This window comes from Ignavibacteria bacterium (assembly GCA_041649015.1).
GTDB lineage: Bacteria > Bacteroidota > Ignavibacteria > Tepidaquicellales > Tepidaquicellaceae > CAIKZJ01.
The window spans coordinates 209,215-231,982 of the sequence record JBAZNU010000005.1 but is presented as its reverse complement, the minus strand read 5'-3'; the positions used below and the strand labels follow the sequence as shown (position 1 = coordinate 231,982).

Annotated in this window: 15 protein-coding genes; 4 read left to right on the top strand and 11 right to left on the bottom strand. The window is 36.6% G+C overall.

The window, feature by feature from the left end; genetic code table 11:
• Positions 1-3: 3 nt before the first annotated feature.
• Positions 4-2,733 (bottom strand): bifunctional acetate--CoA ligase family protein/GNAT family N-acetyltransferase, encoded by a 2,730-nt coding sequence (locus tag WC644_10155; protein MFA5012299.1) that lies wholly within the window; start codon positions 2,731-2,733, stop codon positions 4-6.
• Positions 2,734-2,800: 67 nt separating this feature from the next.
• On the opposite strand from WC644_10155, the gene WC644_10150 reads away from it, so the two are divergent.
• Positions 2,801-3,592, top strand: coding sequence for an exodeoxyribonuclease III (locus tag WC644_10150; GenBank protein ID MFA5012298.1), 792 nt, complete (start codon positions 2,801-2,803; stop codon positions 3,590-3,592).
• 50 nt (positions 3,593-3,642) lie between these two features.
• Here WC644_10150 and WC644_10145 read toward each other — a convergent pair whose 3' ends face one another.
• The 9 genes from WC644_10145 to WC644_10105 all read right to left on the bottom strand — a co-directional run bounded on the left by WC644_10145 (position 3,643) and on the right by WC644_10105 (position 15,058).
• The gene (locus WC644_10145) at positions 3,643-4,194 is read right to left on the bottom strand and encodes a hypothetical protein (GenBank protein ID MFA5012297.1); all 552 of its coding nucleotides are present in this window, start codon (positions 4,192-4,194) and stop codon (positions 3,643-3,645) included.
• A 17-nt stretch (positions 4,195-4,211) separates the two neighbouring features.
• Positions 4,212-4,631 carry a YtxH domain-containing protein gene (locus tag WC644_10140; protein MFA5012296.1) on the bottom strand — a complete coding sequence of 140 codons (420 nt, stop codon included), beginning with the start codon at positions 4,629-4,631 and terminating at the stop codon, positions 4,212-4,214.
• A gap of 195 nt (positions 4,632-4,826) precedes the next feature.
• Positions 4,827-5,726, bottom strand: a complete 900-nt coding sequence (rarD, locus tag WC644_10135) for an EamA family transporter RarD (GenBank protein MFA5012295.1) — start codon at positions 5,724-5,726, stop codon at positions 4,827-4,829.
• Between the two features lie 546 nt (positions 5,727-6,272).
• Positions 6,273-7,877, bottom strand: a complete 1,605-nt coding sequence (locus WC644_10130) for an SBBP repeat-containing protein (GenBank protein ID MFA5012294.1) — start codon at positions 7,875-7,877, stop codon at positions 6,273-6,275.
• Between the two features lie 264 nt (positions 7,878-8,141).
• Positions 8,142-9,800 carry an SBBP repeat-containing protein gene (locus WC644_10125; protein ID MFA5012293.1) on the bottom strand — a complete coding sequence of 553 codons (1,659 nt, stop codon included), beginning with the start codon at positions 9,798-9,800 and terminating at the stop codon, positions 8,142-8,144.
• Positions 9,801-9,920: 120 nt separating this feature from the next.
• Complete coding sequence (locus WC644_10120) at positions 9,921-11,432, bottom strand: T9SS type A sorting domain-containing protein (protein MFA5012292.1); 1,512 nt, start codon at positions 11,430-11,432, stop codon at positions 9,921-9,923.
• A gap of 56 nt (positions 11,433-11,488) precedes the next feature.
• Positions 11,489-11,806 carry a hypothetical protein gene (locus tag WC644_10115; GenBank protein ID MFA5012291.1) on the bottom strand — a complete coding sequence of 106 codons (318 nt, stop codon included), beginning with the start codon at positions 11,804-11,806 and terminating at the stop codon, positions 11,489-11,491.
• A gap of 128 nt (positions 11,807-11,934) precedes the next feature.
• On the bottom strand, positions 11,935-13,512 hold the full coding sequence (locus WC644_10110; protein MFA5012290.1) for a T9SS type A sorting domain-containing protein: 1,578 nt from the start codon (positions 13,510-13,512) through the stop codon (positions 11,935-11,937).
• 1 nt (position 13,513) lies between these two features.
• A complete protein-coding gene (locus tag WC644_10105) occupies positions 13,514-15,058 on the bottom strand; it encodes a T9SS type A sorting domain-containing protein (protein ID MFA5012289.1) in 1,545 nt (514 codons plus the stop codon).
• A 313-nt stretch (positions 15,059-15,371) separates the two neighbouring features.
• Here WC644_10105 and WC644_10100 point away from each other — a divergent pair, with 313 nt between their 5' ends.
• A complete protein-coding gene (locus WC644_10100) occupies positions 15,372-17,459 on the top strand; it encodes a methylmalonyl-CoA mutase family protein (GenBank protein ID MFA5012288.1) in 2,088 nt (695 codons plus the stop codon).
• A 35-nt stretch (positions 17,460-17,494) separates the two neighbouring features.
• A complete protein-coding gene (gene scpA, locus WC644_10095) occupies positions 17,495-19,669 on the top strand; it encodes a methylmalonyl-CoA mutase (GenBank protein ID MFA5012287.1) in 2,175 nt (724 codons plus the stop codon).
• A 70-nt stretch (positions 19,670-19,739) separates the two neighbouring features.
• On the opposite strand, the gene WC644_10090 is transcribed toward scpA, so the two are convergent.
• Positions 19,740-21,458, bottom strand: coding sequence for a T9SS type A sorting domain-containing protein (locus WC644_10090; protein ID MFA5012286.1), 1,719 nt, complete (start codon positions 21,456-21,458; stop codon positions 19,740-19,742).
• A gap of 156 nt (positions 21,459-21,614) precedes the next feature.
• Here WC644_10090 and meaB point away from each other — a divergent pair, with 156 nt between their 5' ends.
• The gene (meaB, locus tag WC644_10085; protein ID MFA5012285.1) at positions 21,615-22,730 is read left to right on the top strand and encodes a methylmalonyl Co-A mutase-associated GTPase MeaB; all 1,116 of its coding nucleotides are present in this window, start codon (positions 21,615-21,617) and stop codon (positions 22,728-22,730) included.
• The last annotated feature ends 38 nt before the right edge of the window (positions 22,731-22,768 follow it).

Here is a 22,768-nt window from a genome sequence, read left to right as displayed (position 1 = left end):
TTTTTAATTTATATTATCCAAAGGTTTTGAAACTTCGACTAATGATGAACGGGGATCAAAATCAATATTGAATCCTCTCTTTTCGAAAACAGCAATCATACGCTTGTTATCGGAAGTTGTTTGTGCGACTATCCTCTTCAAGCCCCATTTCTTAGCAATCTCAAAACAGTAGTCAGTCAGCAGTCCGCCTAAGTCTCTGTTCTGAAAGGAATCCATAATTAGGATTGCATACTCAACATTTTCGTGATCAGGATCTGCGATTAATCTACCGACACCGATTAGTTTTCTTTTTCCATTTTCGACTATTTCGGCAACGATTGCAAGTTCCCTATCGTAGTCGATATAACAGTATCTTGCGGCAACTTCATGCGAATCCCACTGAAAGAAAAACCTGAACCTTGAATAAATAGATTCCTTCGAGCAGTTTGCAAGAAGTTCAGTCCACATGGGTTCATCTTCAGGTTTAATAGGTCTAAATGTAACTTCCTTTCCGTCGTTTAATGTAATCTTTCTAATATATTCGTCAGGATAGGGTTTAATAGCGAGATGACTGTAATCATGTTCACCGTAAGCAGACAGAGATTTATCAACAACAACTCTTGCATCAAGGGCTATAGCACCTTCGCTATGTACAAGTAATGGATTAATATCGAGTTCGGTAATTTCAGGATAATCGGCTGCCAAATATGAAAGTCTTATAAGAGTTTCTATAAGCACATCAAGATTTACGGGCTTACTGCCTCTGTATCCTTTGAGCAATGGAAATATTTTAAGGGATGCAAGCATATTATAAGCGAGACTTTCGTTAAGCGGCGGAAATCCAATAACCCTGTCTTTAAACAATTCAGCACCCGTTCCACCCATACCAACCATTATAACGGTACCGAATGTCTCATCCCGCTTAATTCCAAGAATAAGTTCCACGGAATCTTTGTACTTAATCATTTTTTGAAGTGAAACACCTTCAACTCTTGCGTCCGGTAATTTTTCCTTAATATTGTTCATCATTCTAACATAAGCTGCCGACAGCATTTCATAATCTTCAATATTCAGTACAACTCCACCGACATCAGACTTATGAGAAATATCCTGTGAATCTACTTTCATAACTAATGGATAACCGACGATATCAGCAGATTTTTTCAAGTCTCTTACTGCTGTTACTTTGTATGGTTTGGAAGTAGTAATACCATAAGCTTCAAGAATAGATTTTGATAAACTTTCTGTAAGGATGTTTGTCTTATCCGGTATCAATGATTCAAAACTAAATCTAAGTTTATCCCTGTCGGGAGAGAATTTTACGTTTATGTCCTCGGGTGTTTCATAAAGCAGTTCAAGGTTTCTTGAATAAGTAACGAGTTTCATAAATGCACGAACTGCCTGTTCAGGAGTAGAGTAAACAGGGATACCATTATCATTAAGAATTCTAACGCCTTCTTTAATCTTTTCTCCTCCGAGGAATGCGGCAAGAAGAGGTTTCTTATGAGCTTCACTAATTTTACTCAATTCAGAAGCCGCCGCGGCAGGATTAGTCATTGCCTGAGGAGTGAGAATAACGAGTACAGCATCAATGGTTTTATCTTCAAACAAAATCTGTGCGGCTTTAGCTATTCTTTTAGAGTTTGCATCTCCGAGGACATCGACAGGATTTCCTTTTGACCAGTAAGGAGGGAGACTTTCATTTAGCTTTTTAAAAGTCTCATCACTAAGTTGTGCAAGAATTCCATCTTCGGCTATCAAAGCATCCACAGCCATAACACCCGGACCGCCGGCATTTGTTACTATACCCAGCCGCGCACCTTTTGGAATTCTATTTCGTCCTATAAGTTCGACAACATCAAATATTTCACCGATATCAAAAACTCTTGTTACTCCCATTCTTTTAAAAGCAGCATCATAGATAGCATCTTCGGCAGCCATAGCACCCGTATGGGAAGCGGCGACTTTAGCAGATTCGGGGAATCTACCTGCTTTATAAGCAACAATCGGCTTTGTACGAGCGAACGAACGAGCAGCAGTCATAAACTTTCTTGCCTGCCTGACAGACTCAATATAAAGTACTATAGATTTCGTCTTGTCGTCCTCACCTATAAAGTCTATCAAGTCGGAATAATCAACATCGAGAGTGTTTCCGATTGAAATAAAGTATGAGAATCCTATTTTCTTCTCAATAGCCCAATCAAGGACAGAAGTACACAATGCACCTGATTGAGAAATAAAAGCAATATTACCAGACTTAGGAATTCCCGATGCAAAACTAACATTAAGATTAAGACTCGGAACTATAATCCCGAGACAATTCGGACCGAGGATTCTTAAGCCGTTAAACTTTTTAAGAGATGTTTTAATTCTTTCCTCGAGTTCGCGTCCTTCTGCACCGATTTCTTTGAAACCTGCGGACATTATAATAATATTTCTAACGCCTGATTCACCCGCCATTTCAACAATATCGGGTACTTCTTTTGCAGCGTTGCAGATTACGACGAGGTCGGGAGTTTTAGGCAAGCTGCTTAAGCTTTTATAGCAAGGAATACCAAAGACAGCTTCGGCATCAGGATTCACGGGATACACAACACCTTTAAATCCACTACCGACTAGGTTCGTAACGACTTTTCCGCTGACGCTGTTTGGATTAATGGATACACCAGTAATAGCAATTCTACGGGGATTAAAGAAACTATCTAATTTATGGACACCCATATCTGAATAGAATATTAATTTTAAATCTATCAAAAATAAATTAAACAATTTGCAAAAGAAATGGAATAAAAAGTGAATATAATAATTATTATCTTGTTTAATGGCAAAAACAAGAAATACAACAGTATATTCATGGAATGTGAACGGACTCAGAGCGGTTCATAAGAAAGGTTTTCTTGACTGGATGAAAGTCGCAAAACCAGACATTCTGTGTCTTCAGGAAACGAAGGCTCACTTTGAGCAGCTGCCGGGAGAGCTAAAGGAGATAAAAGGTTACACATCGTATTTTCATTCTGCAAAGAAGAAGGGTTACTCAGGCGTTGCGGTTTATACCAGGGTGGAACCGATAAATGTTTCGCTTGGAATCGGAAATGACTATTATGACGATGAGGGAAGATGCATAATACTTGAGTTTAAGGATTATGTGCTGGCTAATTGTTATTTCCCGAACGGAGGGAGAGGACCTGAGAGAGTAAGATACAAACTTGGATTTTACGATGAGCTGTTTTTTCTACTCCAGAGAAAATATTATTCGAGGAAAGGTGTTATAGTAACAGGAGATTACAACACTGCACATAAAGAAATTGATTTGGCAAGACCCAAACAAAATGAAACGAACTCGGGATTCCTGCCCGAGGAACGGGAATGGATAGACAAGATTATTAACCTCGGCTACACGGATATATTTCGTGAATTCAACAAGGAGCCGGAGAACTACACATACTGGGACATGGTAACGCGTGCAAGAGAAAGGAACGTCGGGTGGAGAATAGATTATTTTATGGTATCAAACAGTTTTGTTAAGAACATAGCCAAAGCTGACATACATTCAGATGTGCAAGGAAGCGACCACTGTCCTGTATCGATTCAAATTAAAAATAATAAAGGTTAATTGCTTTGCAGCAATTAACCTTATAAAACACATATAAAGAGTGTGAGAGATTATACTCTCTTCATCTCTTCAAGTTTCTTTCTGACTTCATTCAGTTCTTTATTTATATCGTCGTATTCTTTTTCAAGTTCATAATCGTTATCGTTACCCGCATCGAACAGCAGTTCATCATCGTGTTTTATATAACGCTTCTCGGGTCTTTTAGATTTCCAAGTCTCCGAGAATACCTTTATTCCTTTGACAATTGCCGAGAATGCAGTAATAGTGTCAACGATAGGCGGTTCAACTTTTCTGACGATTTTGTCTTTGAAATCAACAACGTCGTCAATAGCTGTTTTAACCTTCTCAACCGCTTTACTTAAGTAAACAATATTATCGTCAACTTTATCGGTGATTTTGTTAACCTTTTGAATTAATACTTTTGTATCATCTATTAAAGGTTCAACCTTGACTTTGAACTTGTTAAACTCATCCTGCAGAGTCTCGACCCTTTGCATTAGGGACTTGACATAAGCGGACAAGGCAAACACTGCAAAAATAAGAACGACAAAAAGAATAATCTGAATAATTACAGAAACAATATTTAAGACTTCGAGTGTCAATTATTTAAAATTTAAGATTAAACACCTTTGGATTTTTCGTCCTTGTACGCATCAACACCCGCCTTAAAAGCATCTTTAATTCTTTCGCTCTCTACGGTGATTTTTTCCTTAGCGACGCCGAATTTTTCAGTCGCTTTTGTTTTTGCATCGCTCAGAACTGAATTAGCATCATCCAGAAGGGAATTTGCTTTTTCTTTAGCATCCTTAATAATCTGTTCGGATTTTTTCTTTCCGTCGTTAATAAGGTCGCTTGCTTTAGACTTAGCAATCTTCATGTATTCGGATGTATCGTCGATAAACTCATCCTTCTTGATTCTGATATCGTTTCTTAGTTCTCTTCCTGCCTTAGGTGCATAGAGCAAAGCCACAACTGCACCGACTATTCCCCCTGCTAAAAATCCCATCATAAGACCTTTAGCCATTTTGTTTTCTTCCATTTTAATCTCCTGTATTTAAGTTAATGATTAATCTTCACTTATGCGGTAATTACAAACATGTTGTATTATAATTACTGTTTAAGTTACATTTAAAATATCAATATATTAAGGATTAATCAATATATAAAATTATGTAGGGGGAAAATTAGTACCCTTAATTCAGTTCCATAATTAAATCAAAAAATTAGTTATTATTTAATCCATTTCGGGAGGAGATATAGATTTTGCTCTGTAGGACGCGAAACTGTTTAATCCAAAAATTATAAGAGCTATCCATACGGCAGAGAATCCGATGAACTGATTAACAGAGAAAGATTCTTTGAAGACTAATACGCCGAGCAAAAACTGAATTGTTGGAGCGATATACTGCAAAACGCCGATGTATGAAAGGGGTATTCTCTTTGCTGCGGAAGCGAAGAGCAGAAGAGGAATGGTTGTTATAACTCCAGCGAGGACAATCAAAAAATCGGTAAATAAACCCTGATGAGTGAATGCACCCACACCTGAATTTTCAGCTTGAATTAAATAAAAGAGTGCAGGGAGGAGTAAAATAACTGTTTCGAGTGTTAATCCCTGTAAAGAGCTGAGAGGTGCAATCTTCTTTATCATACCGTAAAACCCGAATGTAAAAGCAAGAAGAAGTGCAATCCACGGCAGCTCCCCAATTGAGATTGTCATGTATAGAACTCCGCTGCCCGCAAGAATTATTGGAATCCATTGCCACAGCTTTAATTTTTCCTTGAAGAATAAAACACCGAGCAACACACTTATAAGAGGATTAATGAAATATCCGAGGCTGGTTTCGACAATATAACCGGCATTCACTGCCCAAACATACATAAACCAATTCAAGCCGATAAGAACAGCGGCAAGCAAATAAATTTTGAATATTTTAAAATCAAAAATTGATTTCCGAAATGAATTCCATTGATTTAAGATTAGTAAAACGGAAATCAAAGAAATAAATGACCAAATAATTCTATGACCAATCAATTGCAAAGCGGGTACTTTTATTAGCAGTTTCCAATAAAGCGGAAAGAACCCCCACCATGCGTAAGCTGCGAATGCGTATAAGAGACCTCTATTCAACGACAATAAAATGTAATTTTTGAAAGTGCAATTTAGTTTATTGTTTAAACAAAAATAATGCTGATATTTGGTATAGGTTCCTGAACTTTATGCTTTGCATATATAAGGTCTATTAAGCTGCTATACAAGGTGTATATAAGAAGTGTGTAAAAATTGTGTAAGTAAAGTGTTAGTAATGTGTGAGTGAAGTGTAGAAAGTAGAGATTTTTGCTGTTTTTAGATGTATCGCTTCTAACAGTTTTAACATAATTTTATTAAATATTTGTTCATGAATATAAACATAAAATTATTAAAAAAGTTCCATAATGTCAATAGACGGAAAAATAAAAACTACACCGCCGGATTGCGTAATAAATAAAGTTACCATCCGAAGAGTAAAATATTGGTTGTTTCTTTAAAAGTAATATAGACAACAGGTACTGAAATTTTTTGCAGAGAAGAGATTTGACGCATTTTGCACTTTAACATGGATTCATTAAAGACTTTGCCGAACTAATTAATTATTTATAATTTTACCATATTCTTCTTTAAATTTATTAAAGAACATCCTATTTATTTAATAACCATCATTTTCTTTATGTCCATTTTCTGTCCGTTCACAAAAAGCGTATAAAAATATACACCCGTTGATAAATTATGTTCTTCGAATTTTACTTCATAATTACCGGCTGATTTATTCTCATTAACTAACGAAGCAGTTTCTTTGCCTAATAAATCATGTATTTTAATGTGGATGTAACCTTTTGCCGGTAAAGAATAGCTGATGATGGTTGAGGAGTTAAAGGGGTTAGGATAATTTTGATGTAATTTATAACCTTGAACAATATTTTGATTTGGATTTACAATGCCAGTACTTATTGAATATTTTAATAATATCGCTGAATCAAGTGAACCGCCATATACATATAGATAATTATTTTTATCAATCAAAACTTTTATGCCTCCATGATATGATGCTATATACTCAGGGGGATATAAAAGACCCCATATCATTATTCCTGAATAATTGTAACCAACACTATAAAATTTATAAGCCTGATTATGTCCTGTTATGAAAATATTATTGTTTCTGTCAATTGCCATTGATTGGGGATAAACACCGTTAGAATCATGTATTATCCACAATAAATTTCCATATTTATCATATTTTATTGTTCTATACTCGCCTTGAAAATCAGTTAAGCTATGTCCCCAACCCGTTACATAAACATTACCATCACCGTCTATCTCTAAATATTCCCCGCCATACTGGTCTGTTGTATCCAGTGAATATAATCTAGTCCAAACAGTATCGCCGTTTGGAGCATACTTTATTGTTCCTGATGTACCGGCATGACCTTCAATAGCTACAGAACCTGTTATATAACAATACCCTTCGTCATCGGCTTTTACACTTACAGCTATATCATAATCGTCACCTGGTCCGTTATATCTCTTAGCCCATTGCTGGATTCCTGCATTGTTAAATTTAATCGTTAAATAATCAAAAGAGTAATTATTAGAGTCTCTACAGTAACCTGTTACATAAATATTTCCGGGTTTATCTACAAAACCGGCAAAAAATCCACTTCTGTTAATAGTAGAACTCGCTGTCCATAATAAATCTCCCTGCGCATTATACTTTAAGATAAATGGAGAACCGGTAGCTGTTTGACTGTTCCCTATAAGAAATATATTACCTGTCGTATCAAGAGCTATTGCCTGAGGATATGTATTAAAGCCACCCGTTACATAATATTTTGTCCATTGATAATTACCGCTTGAATCATATTTCGTAAGTCTGAAATAAGAATCATTCATGTCAAAAAAAGTAAAATACAAATTTCCGTATTTATCCGAAGCAGCATGTAAATAACCTCCGTTCACCGATGGTTGAACTTTCGTCCATATAATCGAACCCGAAGGATTATATTTAATAATACTAACACCGTTAGTTTCAGGTCTTCCGAGTATGTAGATGTTACCTGCAGAATCAAGTGCAGCATCCTGCCCCACCATCGGATAATTCCTAACCCACTCAAAATGCGGCTGTGCTAATACCGGCTGTGAATAAATCAACGTCACAGTCGCAATTACGTAAAACAAAATAAACAATCGTCCTCTTCGGGTTGCAAAGTAAGAAACTAAGTCATGATTATCTGCTAATCTTATGTTCATATTATTTAATTAAAATGAGTTTTTTCGTATCTATTATTTTATTATCCGAAAACAATATAAACCGCCCACATCAGTTCTTGCGTATAAAATTTGGTAGCCAATTAAGTTGTCGTTTTTTGCAACATAAATTTCTGTTACAAATCCACCGTATTCGAAATTAATATCACGATAGCTCTGGGCTAATGTGAAATTATTAATAGTACATAAAAATGTCAAAAGAAAAATTATCTTTTTTATAAAATTTAATTTGATATTTAATAAAAATTACTTAATAACTATTAGCCTGTGTATAGATGTTGATTTACCATTAACTGTCAATTTACAAAAATAAATACCGCTCGATAGGTTTTTAGAAGATAATGTGAGTTTATGTATTCCCTTATTTATATTTCCTTTATAAATAATTTGCATTTCTTTTCCTGAAACATCATATAAAGTTATTTCAATATAACTGTCGCGGAGAATCGAATATTCGATTATTGTAGATAGATTAAACGGATTAGGATAATTTCGCAAGGATGCAATGTTTTTTATTTCGTTATTAATAGGGTCGGATATGCCGGTTAACAGCGAATATTTGATAATACAAAAATCTTCTCCTGTTCCAGTTTCAGAACTATAACCTGCAATGATAACACTTCCGTTGTTATCTAAGGTAATTGAAAAAGCCTCGTCAGCATTGTTTGCAGTGCCGTTATAAATTCTTGACCATTTTTCCGTACCTGTCGAATCATACTTAACAACCACCATATTTGCATCTGTGTATGGTTTAATACTTAATCCTGCAATATAAATATTATCATATTTATCCAAAGCCATTTCATAACCTACATCGAAATCATTAACCCCATCGTCATAAATTCTTAACCATATTACATTCCCATCCGGGTTATATTTAATTGTTACAATATCTCTTGCTGTGTTTGAATTATCTGCAAATCCTGTTATTATTACGTTATTTTTACTGTCAACTTTTAAATCATATCCCTGGCAATAACAGCACCCACTGCCCTGATAATCCCTTGCCCACTGGAATACTCCGTTCGAATCATATTTTATTGTACCCATGCGAGACATAGAACCGAAACTTCCGGAAACATAAACGTTCAGGTTTTTATCCACAGCTATATTAGTAGGATAATCATCACCCTGCCTTTTATAAATGGAAACCCATTTTCTGTAACCGAGTTTGTCATATTTAATTGTGCAAAAATCACTTTCGTCTCGGCTCGAATCAAAATGGCCGACAACATAAACATTGCACAGAGAATCGACACATAAACCTCTGATAATATCATTCGAATTATATTTTCTTGGAACTATATACGAATCATACCATAACAATTCTGCGGCGGGGGAAAATTTAAGAGTTATGAATGTTTGTTTATATCCCTCCTCAACGCTTGTTCCGGCAATTAAGATATTACCTTCTTTATCCAATGCAATTCTAAATGCTGCATTTGCGGTAACATCATACCCGTGACCGGTATATTTTCTTATCCATCGCATTGTTCCAAGTGAATCATATTTTATAAGTATAATATATTGCGTTCCATAATCTTTGGCTTCCATACCAGTGACATAAATATTTCCGTTATTGTCAGTTATAATATCATTGCTTCTATTTACACTGCTATAAATTGCCTCTGCTCTGTATTTGGCTGTCCATTTAACTTCTCCGGTAGAATTATATTTAATTGTCACAATATCGACATTATCACCAAAAGTAGTTGTATCATTCGCGGTATTACCGGTTACATAAACATTATTATTTCTGTCTGTAACGACTCTGATAGCATAATCTGTTTTATTTCCGATACTGGAATAATGTCTTATCCACTCCTGATAGACTTGCGAAAATCCGTTGGAAAATATTAACAAAACGGAAAACACAATAAAAAATATTTTATATTTTAAAGCCATAATTGTTAGATAAAAATAAAAACACCTGCCTTTATAATAAAGGGAATAACATAAAATCCATTATCCGGTATTTAATATGGTAGTTTCGTCTTCTTTTCCTCCTCTCTATTTTTATGCGAACTATTTTACTATAATGAGTTTTTTAGTATCTATTAATTTATTATCAGCCAACATAGAATAGAAATAAATCCCAGAAGATAGATTAACTGCATCGAATAATATCTTATATTCACCTGCGGATTTATACCCATTCACAAGAGTTGTAATTTCTTTTCCTGATATGTCGTATATCCTTAGAGTTATTAAACTTTTTACACGCAATGAATAACTAATATTCGTTGATGAATTAAAAGGATTCGGAAAGTTCTGATGTAATTTATAATCACTTATTATAGTTGTGTTGTTCACGATGCTATTAGGGGACGTTCTGAATTTCATTAATATTAAAGAGTCTTGAGAATTAATTATAAGATAAAATGAGTTGTCATAAAATTTCAAATCAAGCTTAGAGGGTGATTTGGGATAATAGTTCTGGCTAATTAGGTTTCCCTTTTCATCACGTTCAATAATACGCAGACTGTCAGGACCCTGCCATAAACTCGTCCCTGCAAAATATATACGATTATTATGAAATGCAAATGAAGTAGAGTAACTGTCGTTATATATATTCCAGAGTAAATAACCTGCTGTGTCATATTTTAAAGTGTAAATAGAAGATAAGTATATGTTTCCGATATCATCGAAATTAATATTTGTTGAGCCGGATGTATATGTTAAAGAATCTCCAAAAATTCTTACCCAGACTGAATCACCTTTATAATCATATTTAATAAGCCCGGAAATGAAGTTCCCATTATACAAAGTTATATATCCACTAACGTAGCAATTACCTTTGTTGTCAGGCTTTACACAAAGACCTCTTGAAATCGTATTCTGATAACTATACTTTCTAAACCATTTCAGATTTCCATTATTATCGTATTTCAAAGTTCCATAATAATAACTTCCACCGGAAGAAATATAACCTCCAGCAACGTAAACATATCCGCTGTCATCAATACTTACATAGTTCCCTCCCATTACGTATTCCGGGTTAATTCTTGTCCATAGTGTATCGCCTTGCGGAGTATATTTTACCGTGAGGCATTTAGTGATTCCATTAAATGTTTCTCCTGTCAAATAAATGAAACCTGCCTTATCAACGGCTATACTGTAAGGCTCGTCATACCCCCCATAAATTAATATATTCTCCCATTTCAACTGCCCTGATGAATCAAATTTTGTCAAGACATAATTATGCGCTATATTACTGCACGATACATATAGGTCTTTATTTTTATCTGTCGACACAAGTATAGGTGAGTTGCTCTTTACGTAATTTAGCTTTCTTTTCCAGATAAGAATTCCATTTGGAGTATGTTTAAAAACTATCAAATAACTTGATGAGTCTCCAACGGAATAAATATTTCCGGAAGAATCAATTGCCGCTGAATGTCCCTGAAAATTAGGATAATTCCTCACCCACTCGAATTGCATCTGTGCTATTGCCGATTGTGAAATAAATAAATATAAAATTACGATAATGCTAAAAAGGATTAATGAGAATAATGTCTGCCAGATTTGTCTTTTCATAAATTCATATTTTTTATTCTGTATGAATATTTTGAATCATATTCAGTATTTATTTCTTAAAAAATAAACCTTTTCGTCCTTAATTTCCATATACAAATATTATTTGATTCATTATCTCCTTCAAAATAAGAAGAAATTGATATCCAGTTTAATCCGTTATTCGTACTTTTATATGCACCGCCTATATCGGTTTTCGCATAAAGAATCTGGTTTGCAAGATTTGCCGGATTTCCTGCAGGATATACTGCGGTTACAAAACCTGCACATTCAAAATTTAAATTCTTAAAATTATATCCAAGAAACGGAAATGACTGACTGTTTAGAATGTTATTTAATATAAACACAATAAGAAGTGAAAAAATAATTTTCTTCATAATTTTTTTATTTTTGAAGTTTTTGAAATAGTTTTATTTTATATCCGCAAAAAAATCTTGCGGCTTGTCGTCTAAAACTATTTACTCATCCATCGGTTTATCCTCCTCTCTTGATGTAGGTTAGCCAGTTATTTAATTAAAATAAGTTTCTTCGTATCAATTATAATATTATCAGCAAACAGAGAATAAAAATATATTCCAGATGATAAACCACCTCCGTCGAATTTAACTTCGTAAATACCTGGTGTTTTTTTCTCGCTTGTGATAGTTCTTACCTCTTTTCCTTTTATATCGAATACTTTCATCTTTATTTCACTATTTTTATTAATAGAATATCTTATGGTTGTTGATGAATTAAACGGATTCGGGTAGTTCTGATGTAATTTGAAATTATCTATCGTGTATCCATGTCCTGATATTGATGATGTATATGAAGAGAATTTAATTAATATCAAGGAGTCATTATCATGTGCATAAATATAAAAACTATTTCCGAATGTTAAGTTACCGTCACAAATCACGGGATGATTTGTTGTTGGATAAATTTGATTAAATATTACATTACCTCTATCGTTGTCATACCCCAACATCTGTATCCTGTCATCCCAAATTCCGCCGGAACCGTAAATATTATTTTCGAATAATAATGCCCGTCTTAAATAAAAATTATTGTTAGCATACCATTTTAAATTTCCATATTTGTCATATTTAATCATATAATTGCAAGGAATGAATACATTGTCATTATCATCAAGTACCATATCTTCCCCAGCACCGAAATCTATTGTATCCTGCAATCTGAATAACCTTGTCCAGATTGAGTCACCGTTAGGTCCGTATTTAATAGTTGCCGGTGTAAATTTTTCAAAGCCATTAACAATTGTATAAGTAATGTATCCCGTAACATAGCAGTTGCCTTTATTATCGGCTTTTACACTGCCTCCTCCTGCTGATGAATATGGGGAGTATGGACTGAAGTATTTAGAAACCCATTTCCTGTTGCCAAGACTGTCGTATTTAATGGTTGTATATGAATTCATTGATTGATAAATCTCTCCCCCCGTGATGAAAACATTCTTCTGGTTGTCAACCGATATTGAACGCCCTATATATCCCCCCCCGTTTGTGCTCGGATAATATATTGCCCTCCACAAAGTATCTCCATCCGGATTGTATTTCACTGTAAAACTATTTGACGCATAATAATCTATTTCCCCCGCTACATATATATTACCCGATGTATCGAGTGTGATGCACATAGGTTCATAATAATAACCTGATATGTTTTTCGTCCACATTAGTGTTCCGCTGGTATCAAACTTTGACAGACCGAAACTATGCCCCTGAGTTGAGTATGTTATATAAAGATAACGGCTTTTATATGCGGCAATTCCAAGATAATTACTTCCGGTTATAACATTAAATTCCTTTGTCCAGATAATATTTCCGAGTGAATCGTACTTTAGGATTTTTTGTGTTCCGCCTGTCTGTTCTCCTACGAAATAAACATATCCTGAAGAATCAATCGCAGCGGCTCTGCCTATAATCGGATAATTCCTAACCCACTCAAAATGCGGCTGGGATAAAGCGGGTTGTGAATAAAACACCATCCCCGCCGCGATAACGCAAAACATAATAAACAATCGTCCTCTTCGGGTTGCAAAGTAAGAAACTAAGTTTCGATTGTCTGCTAATCCCTTGTTCATATCATTTAATTATAATGAGTTTCTTTGTATCTATTAAAATATCGTCAGCAAACAACGAATAAAAATATATTCCGGATGATAAATCGCTTCCGTCAAAGTTTACTGTGTAATTTCCTTGAGGTTTTCTTTCGTTAATTAAAGTCCCTATTTCTTTCCCTGATATGTCATATATTTTCAGTGTGATTAAACAATTAACATTTAAAGAATATTTTATAACCGTTGACGAATTAAACGGATTCGGATAATTTTGAGACAATTTAAAGTTGTTAACTCTGTTTGCATTTTCTGATATTGATGAAGTATTAGTGGTATATTTAATTAAAATAGCAGAATCGTTAGCATAAGCATACAGATACAAATTATTCGAGAATGTTAAGTTCCCTCCGCTGATAACCGGATGAGGTGTCGGATAAATTTGATTGAATATTAAATTACCTCTCTCGTTGTCATATCCCAGCATCTGTAGTCTGTCTTCCCAGAAACCTCCGGAAACGTAAATATTATTTTCGAAAAGTATTTCCCGGGACACAGGGAAATTATTATTCTTATACCATAGTAAATTTCCATTTTTATCATATTTTATAGTATAGTAGCATGGTATAAATATATTTTCGTTATCATCTATTGCTATATCGCTCCCACCTCCAAAATCAATTGTATCAGCTAATACAAATAATCTTGTCCAAATAGAATCCCCGTCGGAACCATATTTTATTGTTACTGGTGCATATCTATACACCCCATTAATAAGTGAATGCAATGTTACGCCTGTAACATAACAATTACCTTTATTATCGGCTTTTACACAATAACCCCTTGTAAAGCTGGTAGAGGAATACGGACTGTAATACTTTGATACCCATTTCCTGTTGCCAAGGCTGTCGTATTTAATTGTTCCGTATGAATAGGTATAATCAGGATGATTTATTCCACCTGTTATATACACATTCTTTTGGTTGTCAACCGATATTGAAAGCCCTGTATATGAACCCCCGTTTGTACTCGGATAATATATTGCTCGCCACAATGTATCTCCAGCGGGACTGTATTTCACAGTAAAACTGTTTGAAGCATAATAACCAATTTCCCCCGCTACATATATATAGCCCGAAGTATCCAATGTCATGCAATACGGTTCATAATAATATCCCGATATGTTTCTTGTCCAGAGAAGTGTCCCGCTTGTATCGAACTTTGATAGACCGAAACTATGCCCCTGTGTGGAATACGTAATATAAAAATAACGACTTTTATATGCGGCAATTCCAAGATAATTACTTCCGGTTATAACATTAAAATCCTGTGCCCAGATTATATTTCCGAGTGAATCATATTTCAATATTTTGTGTGTTCCATCTGTCTGCTCTCCTACGAAATAAACATATCCTGAAGAATCAATCGCAGCGGCTCTGCCGGTAATCGGATAATTCCTCACCCACTCGAATTGCATCTGTGCTATTGCGGATTGTGAAATAAATAAATATAATATTACGATAATGCTAAAAAGGATTAATGAGAATAATGTCTGCCTGATTTGTCTTTTCATAAATTCATATTTTTAATTCTGTGTGAATATTGAGAACGTACTCGTATTTCATTTTTGAAAAAATAAACTTTTTTATCATTAATTTCTATATGGAAATATTGCATAATTAAAGATAAATGTATTTAATTTCAGTTAATGCTTACTGCTAAATTCGATTTATTTTAACTGCTTTACGCACAGAATAACTTATTTTTGATAATAACCTGTCTCAGTTTTATGCAAAGGAAAATAGAACTATACTGATTTTTTGAATTTAATCTTATGTTTAAAATATTGATATTTAAGAATACAATTTAATAATCAAATCGTACCTATGAGTAAACTTTCAGATAATTTAGAACTCAGAAAAGATTTTCCGAGCACATCATTTGAGGACTGGAAAAAAGCTGCAGAAAAAGATTTAAAGGGCCAGTCATACGACAAGAGTTTAATCACAAAAACTTATGAAGGGATAGACCTTCAGCCGATTTATACACAGGAAAACATTAAGGATAATCCCCTTCTTGATAATTTTCCCGGATACAGCAATTATGTACGCGGGACTAAGACGGAAGGAAATATAAAAAACGGCTGGATGATATCGCAGGAACTGCCCTATTTTAGTCCGAGGGAATATAACGAAGCCCTAAAATATGATTTGGAAAGAGGGCTGACGGCTATTAACTTCAGGCCCGACCTTGCAACTCTGCTTTCGAAGGACCCTGATGCGGCGATGAACGATGAATCAGGCAAAGGAGGTACATCAGCAGTATCGCTTGAGGATTTGGAAGAATGCTTCAGGGATATAGATATAACAAAATTTCCGTTGTTTGTTAACGGTGGATTTTCGGCGATTCAGATTTTATCGTTGTTTGTTTCCTACTTCAGGAAATCCAATGCAGATATGAAGAAACTAAACGCGGCATTTCTTTCAGATCCGTTTGTTTTTGCAATGCGGACGGGGGTTACGCCGTATGATTTCGAAACAGCTTTTGATGAGATTTATAATGTGACGAAATGGACTGCGGACAATAAGCTAAACTTTAAAACGATTGGAGTCTGCGGGTACGAATACGTAAATGCAGGCGGAAGTGCTGTTCAGGAACTCGGGTATGCGATGGCATCGGCGGTAGAGTATATTAACCAGATGCTGAAAAGAGGTTTAACGATTGACGAGGCGGCGCCGAGATTCTTTTTCACGTTCGGAATAAGCACGAATTATTTTATGGAAGTTGCAAAGCTGAGGGCAGCGAGAATAATATGGTCGAATATTATTGATGCTTACAAAGGGAAGGAAGACTCGAAGAAAATGTTCATACACTCGAAAACATCTTTTTACAATCAGGCGAAGAATGATATATACGTAAATCTGCTGCGCACGACTACAGAGGCATTTTCGGCTGTAGCGGGAGGTGCGGACAGTATTTACACATCGCCTTTTGATGAAACAGTAGGATTACCGGATGAATTTTCGAGAAGGCTTGCGAGGAATACACAGATAGTATTGAGGGAGGAATCGCATCTTAACTCAGTAATTGACCCCGCGGGCGGTTCTTACTACGTGGAAACGATTACAGCAGAACTTGCACAAAAAGCATGGGAGATTGTTAAGTCGGTTGAAGCAGAAGGCGGGATGCTGAATGCGGTAACGAAAGGGATTCCGCAGACTGAGATTGAAAAGACCGCAACAGCCAAAGAAAAGGATTTTGCAAAAAGGAAGAAGGTGATTGTTGGAAATAACATGTATGCGAATATGAAAGAGGAAAGGATTGCGGAGAAAGAGAACGGATTTGAGGAGGCGAGGAAAGAACGGGCAGATAAATTTAAGAACAGAAAGCAGAGAGAAGTTAGTTTGAAAGAAGTTACGGTTGATTCTTTGATTAATAATTTTCTTGAAGGTTCTACGATTGGCGAAACGGGAAAGTCTCTTAAGAGGAAACCTGCGACAGCAAACATAAAAGCTTTGAAGGTAAAACGTGCTTCCGAGATATTTGAGGAATTAAGAGAATACTCATACAGCTATAAAGATAAAAACGGATACTTTCCGAAGATATTTCTGGCAGCGATTGGACCGTTGAAGCAGCACAAAGCAAGAGCGGATTTTGCGAGAGGTTTTTTTGAAGTGGGAGGATTTGATGTTATTTATGAAAAGGGTTTTGAAAGTAATGCGGATGCCGTTAATGCTGCGGTGAAAAGCAATGCGGGAATTGTGGTAATATGTTCGACTGATGATACGTATCCTGAAATAGTTCCTGTGCTGGTGAAAGAGCTTAAAGCAAAGATAAAGGGTGTGAAAGTTATACTTGCGGGTTATCCGAAGGACATGGTTGAGGGGTATAGGGAGAATGGCGTTGATGATTTTATATTTATGGGTGCTGATGTGTATGAGATGAATAAGAAGCTTTTAATTGGGTTGGTTTAATACATTAATAAAAATATTAAAACATAATATAAGATATGAAAGTAGATTTTTCGAAGATTGAATTAGATTTGAAGTCAAAGAAGACATCATACGAAGACTGGAAGAAGAAGTTCAAGAAAGAAACGGGCAAGGATGTTGAGGAGTTTATCTGGCATACGATGGAACAGATAGACGTGAAGCCGCTTTACACAAAGGATGACATTAAGGACTATGAGCATATAAATTACATGGCGGGTATTCCCCCGTTTTTAAGAGGACCTTATTCGACCATGTATGTGCAGAGACCCTGGACCGTTAGGCAGTACGCGGGCTTTTCGACCGCGGAAGAAAGCAACGCATTCTATAGAAGGAATCTTGCGGCGGGTCAGATGGGGCTTTCTGTAGCGTTCGACCTTGCGACACACAGGGGTTATGATTCAGATCACGAAAGAGTTGTTGGCGATGTTGGCAAGGCAGGCGTTGCGATTGATTCCATTGAAGACATGAAGATACTTTTCTCGAAGATTCCTTTGGACAAGATGTCGGTCTCTATGACGATGAACGGCGCTGTCCTTCCCGTGCTTGCGTTTTATATAGTTGCAGCGGAGGAACAGGGCGTCAAGCAGGAACAACTTATAGGAACTATTCAGAATGATATTCTTAAGGAGTACATGGTTAGGAATACGTACATATATCCTCCGACCCCTTCCATAAAAATCATCGCAGATATATTTCAATTCACTTCCGCTAACATGCCGAAGTTCAACAGTATAAGCATTTCCGGCTACCACATGCAAGAAGCCGGCGCAACTGCTGACCTTGAGATGGCTTACACGCTTGCAGACGGTTTGGAATACGTGCGTACGGGCATTCAGTCCGGAATGGACATAGATAAATTTGCGCCGAGGCTTTCCTTCTTCTGGGCAGAGGGAATGAATTATTTTATGGAGGTTGCCAAGCTTCGTGCTGCGAGAGTAATTTGGGCAAAATTAATAAAGATGTTCGACCCGAAGAATCCGAAATCGATGGCTTTAAGGACTCATTCACAAACATCCGGCTGGAGTTTGACAGAGCAGGACCCTTATAACAACGTTGTAAGGACATGCGTCGAGGCAATGGCTGCCGCTTTAGGACATACACAGTCGCTTCACACAAATTCCCTCGACGAGGCCATTGCTTTGCCGACCGATTTTTCCGCACGTATTGCAAGGAACACACAACTTTATTTGCAAGACGAGACAAACATCTGCAAGGTCATAGACCCCTGGGGCGGTTCGTACTATGTTGAGAGCTTAACCGATGCTTTGCTTAAAAGAGGGTGGCAACACATCTTAGAGGTTGAATCATACGGCGGAATGACGAAGGCAATCGAAGCAGGGATCCCTAAACTCAGGATAGAAGAAGCGTCTGCAAGGCGCCAGGCAAGGATTGACTCGGCGAGAGAGACGATTGTTGGCGTAAACAAGTTCTGTTTAGAGAAGGAAGAGCCGATGGAGATACTCGAGGTCGATAATACCGCTGTAAGGCTATCGCAAATTAAGAGACTTGAAGCGATGAAGAAGAGCCGCGACCAGAAAAAGGTTGACGAAGCCCTGTCAGCTTTGACGAAATGCGCCGAAACCGGCGAGGGTAATTTACTTGATTTAGCAATTAAAGCAGCAAGGGTTAGAGCGTCGCTTGGCGAGATATCTTTTGCTTTAGAAAATGTATGGGGGAGGTTTCAGGCAGTGACGAGAACAATATCCGGTGTTTATAATTCAGAATATGCTTCAGGCAATGAAGACAAAGTATTGCTAGCAAAGAAACTGACGGACGAATTTGCGAAGAAGGAAGGACGCAGACCGCGTATTATGGTAGCCAAGATGGGACAGGACGGACACGACAGAGGTGCAAAGGTTGTGGCTACGGCTTATGCTGACATGGGATTCGATGTGGATATGGGTCCCCTTTTCCAGACTCCTGAAGAAACGGCAAGGCAGGCAGTTGAAAATGATGTTCACGTGATAGGTATGAGCTCACTTGCTGCAGGACATAAAACACTTCTGCCTCAGCTAATTGAGGAATTAAAGAAACTCGGCAGAGAAGATATAATAGTTATCTGCGGCGGTGTTATACCCGTACAGGATTATGACTTTTTGTATGAGCACGGCGTCACAGCGATATTCGGTCCCGGTACGAAGATACCTGAGGCAGCAATACAGATAATGGAAGAGATAAATAAAAGGTTTTAATAAAATTATATATCTTATATATATTAAAGGGGCTTATAGCCCCTTTAATAATGTAATATCAATTATATTCTTATTTCAATACTATCATTTTCTTAACCTCAGAAAAGTCTCCAGCCGTCATTTTATAGAAATACGAACCACTCGTAAAATTCATCATATTCAGCGAGTATTCATAAGTCCCTGCGTTCATGTTTTGATTGACGAGCGACATCACTTCCCTGCCCATAATATCATAAACTTTCAAAGTAACTAAACTGCTTTTCGCTATTTCGAATTTGATTGTTGTAGTCGGGTTAAACGGATTCGGATAATTTTGAGACAAAGAGAACTTGCCCGGAACTTCGCCGAGTGAATTTATTCCTGTCGGGTTTCCGAAAGAACCGTCATAATTAATATTCTGCGCATACATTCCGCCGGCATCATTACGATTATCCTGGAATGCTAGGATTGACATGCCACTTTGATTCAATGCAACACTCATTCTTCCTTTCTTGCCATCATAAGCTCCCGGTGTAATAATGCTTCCGCCCCACTGCTTATTCCCATTTCTATCAAGCTTGAATGCTTTTGCAAAATCATTCGTAGCTGTTCCAATTTCCATATAGTATCCAAGGATGCTTGTATCCCTTGTGTATGTCCAAAGGCTTGCAAATGAATTTCCATCAAGAGGTTTTACCTCAAGCCCTGCATCTGTCCATAATCTTGCTCCTGTAGAAGAAAATCTCTGCCCATGAACACCTATTAACGATTGGTTAGAATTCTTAATCTGCCAGAACATATATGTTTCTCCAGTTGAAGGCATAAACGAAGCAGAAGGAGTAAAATTTAACCTCTCTGCACCTGTTGTAGTTGCTGCAACTCCATTGACAGGAAACAGAATCTGACCATCAGAGTTCTTTCTCTGGATATAACATACAGTCGGTCCGGTTATGAAGCTTTGCCATACATATACGGCGCCGTTATTCCCATCTGAATAAATTGAAGGCTGATAAATTGCGTTTGCATTTCCTTGATTCCAAAGAGTATCAAATGGGTTCCCCCAGAGACCAGAGCCTGCCCCCGAATATTTTTGTGTATAAAGTTTATAGTTCGATGGACTGAAAAACTGTCCTGTGTATCCAACCCAGTACAGAATAAAACTACCGTTATCGGACTTCACTCCTGTCGGATAATTAAATTTTTCTCCTGTACCTATTGCAGGATTCCCTATAATCATCATTGGAACGGTTCCCCAAACTTTATTCCCGGATTTATCAAGTTTATGAATAGCAATCTTGTTATTGTATTGCCAAGGAATGATAAAATTTCCGTCTGAGGTAACTATAACTTTTGGATTAGCCTGATAGACATCTACTGAATCTGTCAAAGCAACGCCGTTAGCACCCCAAAGGAACTGCCCTGAAGGACTAATCCTATAAGCGTAAGGATTAATAGAACTACCAGCTCTTGTATCAGTGAATGCGAGGACACAGCAGTTGCTGTCATCAACCGCTAAATCCCAATCAACGAGCGAAGAGCTTTGCGGGTTATTGCTTATAAGCAAACCGTCGGCGGCAAACTGTTTTACTCCCTGAGAATTTAGTTTTTGTAAATAAACAGCATAGCCTCCACCTCTTTGGTCAAACCAGCCGATATAGCAGCCACCGTCGGATGTAGCAGCAACCTTAGGTAATACTTGTTCTCCGGATAAGTCGCTAATAGATAAATTTACTGCAGGATTCATTGACCATTGTGAATAGAGAGATATACTGCAGAAAATTAGAATTAGTGAAAATAATTGTTTTTTCATTTTGATTAATTTTAAATTAAACCCCGAAAAATATACTAAATATGGATATTAAATAATACTACATCATAATAATTTACTGAAATTATTTATACATCAGATTCTTAAATTAAATTGTTTTGAAATAGATTTAGGTATTAAATTTTTCTATTTTGTAATATGAGCAGTTCTAATAAACAAAAATCATATAAACCCGACTGGACACCAAAGAATGCTGGTGCTGAATTTGCAGTAAAGATAGTAAAAGGTGTTGATAGTGAGAAGATGAAACCTGACGAAAAGAAGTTCAGCAAACGCAAAAAGCTTGATTTGCAGGATTACGTTAACGGGGTTTTGATAAATGACAGAACGATTCTTGCAAGAACAATTACGCTGATAGAGAGTAACTCATCTATTCATAACGAAACGGCGCAAAAAGTTCTGAAGGAATTATTACCGAATACGGGAAAGTCACTCCGAATAGGCATTACCGGATTTCCGGGAGCAGGCAAGAGTTCTTTTATAGAAGCATTCGGATTATACCTGATAAATCTTGGATACAAAGTTGCAGTACTTGCGATTGACCCATCAAGTACGATAACGAAAGGGAGTATATTAGGCGATAAGACAAGGATGGAAAAACTATCGAGGGAAAAGTATTCATTCATCCGTCCTTCTCCTTCAAGCGGTACGCTTGGCGGGGTAGCAAGAAAGACAAGAGAAACAATGTTAGTTTGCGAAGCGGCGGGTTACGATGTAATACTCGTTGAGACGGTAGGGGTAGGGCAGAGTGAAACGACGGTTCGGTCGATGGTTGACTTCTTTTTGCTTATAATGATAGCAGGTGCGGGCGACGAACTGCAAGGAATTAAAAAAGGTGTAATAGAACTTGCGGACGCTATATTAATAAACAAAGCCGATGGTGACAATAAAGCGAAAGCCTTGCTTGCAAAATCTGAATTTGCTATGGCACTTCATTACTTGCTGCCAGCAACAAAAGGCTGGAAAACGTATGCCGATGTCTGCTCGGCGTTAACGGGCGAAGGGATAAAGGAATTCTGGGCAAACGTTCAGAAATTCAAAGAAACCACGATTAGCAGCGACGTCTTTACCGAAAGAAGAAACCAACAGAACATTGACTGGATGCTTAAGATGATTGATGAAAGACTACTTGCGGATTTTTATAGCAGCAAGCAGATAAAAAACGAATTAATTAAGGTTACTGAAAAAGTACTTAACAGGAGTTTGCTTCCAACACAGGCATCTGATTTGCTCTTGAAGCTATTTTACAGTTGAAAAAATAAATCCCCTTGTTAGGGGATTTATTTAAACAT